Genomic DNA, 1,550 nt, shown 5'->3' on the forward strand with positions numbered 1-1,550 from the left:
ATTCTGATGCTCAAATCCAAGGGCTACACCATCGTGATGGTGGAACAGAACTTCCGCTTCGCCGCGCCGCTGGCCGATCACTTCTATGTGATGGAACACGGCAGCATCGTCGAATCGTTTGCTTCTGCCGAATTGGAATCGAAGACGCAGACGCTCAACGAATTGCTCGGCGTTTGATCTGACACCGTTTTAATCTTAGTTCGCAGTAGAGAAAGCACGCACGCCTACGTACGTGCAAAGGTAGTCACGCAGCTTCATAAAACAGGAGATGAAAATGAAATTAAAGGCAATGTCACTGGCCGTTTCAACGGCTGCCGCAGTTTTCGCATTTGCTGCACCGGCTTCGGCTCAGATCTCCGGAGACGTGATCAAGATCGGTTTCATTACCGATATCTCGGGCGTTTATTCCGATATCGACGGCCAGGGTGGTGCAGAAGCGATCAAGTTTGCTATCGCTGATATGGGCGGCGCCATCAACGGCAAAAAAATCGAATTGCTGGTTGCGGATCACCAAAACAAAGCCGACGTTGCTGCCAGCAAGGCGCGCGAATGGTTTGACCAACAGGGCGTCGACGTCCTGATCGGCGGTACCAATTCCGGTACGGCACTGGCAATGGCAAAAATTGCTGCTGAAAAGAAAAAGGTGTTCTTCCAGATCGGTGCCGGTTCTGCGCGTCTGACCAATGAAGAATGCTCCCCTTACACAGTTCACTATGCTTACGACACCGTGGCATTGGCCAAGGGCACCGGTTCCGCCGTGGTCAAGCAAGGTGGCAAGAGCTGGTTCTTCCTGACTGCCGATTATGCATTCGGTCACTCGCTGGAAAATGACACTGCCAATGTGGTCAAGGCAGCCGGCGGTACTGTCGTAGGTTCGGTCAAGCATCCGCTGGGCGCATCCGACTTCTCGTCGTTCCTGTTGCAGGCACAAGCATCGAAGGCACAGATCATTGGTCTGGCCAACGCCGGCGGCGACTTCATCAACTCAGTCAAGGCAGCCAACGAATTCGGTATCACCAAGACTGCCAAGCTGGCCGGTTTGCTGGTATTCATCAACGATATTCACTCGCTGACACCGAAGCTGACCCAAGGTTTGTATCTGACCGACAGCTGGTACTGGGATTCGAATGACGAAACACGCAAGTTCGCCAAGCGTTATTTCGAAAAGCAAAAGAAGATGCCTTCAAGCCTGCAAGCCGCCGACTACTCGTCGACCTTGCAATACCTGACGGCAGTCAAGGCAGTCGGTTCCGATGATACTGAAAAGGTTCTGGCGCAACTGCGCAAGACCAAGTTCAACGACATGTATCAGAAAAACGGTTACCTGCGCGCCGATGGCCGCGTAGTGCATGACATGTACTTGTACCAAGTCAAGACACCGGCTGAATCCAAGTACCCATGGGATTACTACAAGCTGGTACAGACTATCCCTGGTGAACAGGCCTGGACGACCAAGGCCGAATCCAAGTGCGCGTTGTGGAAATAATTTCAGCATAGTTTCACAGGCAGCAAAGCGTGGATCGAGAGTCTGTCACTTCTGATTTTTCGGG

1 protein-coding gene and 1 pseudogene are annotated in these 1,550 nt (G+C 52.5%); both read left to right on the forward strand.

The genetic code is table 11. The features are described from left to right. Window positions 1–177: pseudogene (locus AKL27_RS26855) on the forward strand (ABC transporter ATP-binding protein); the annotation flags it as partial. Window positions 178–274: 97 nt separating this feature from the next. Then, window positions 275–1,486, forward strand: a complete 1,212-nt coding sequence (locus AKL27_RS26860) for an ABC transporter substrate-binding protein (protein ID WP_050465962.1) — start codon at window positions 275–277, stop codon at window positions 1,484–1,486. Window positions 1,487–1,550 lie beyond the last annotated feature (64 nt).

Source organism: Herbaspirillum autotrophicum, from assembly GCF_001189915.1.
Classification (GTDB): Bacteria; Pseudomonadota; Gammaproteobacteria; order Burkholderiales; family Burkholderiaceae_D; genus Herbaspirillum; species Herbaspirillum autotrophicum.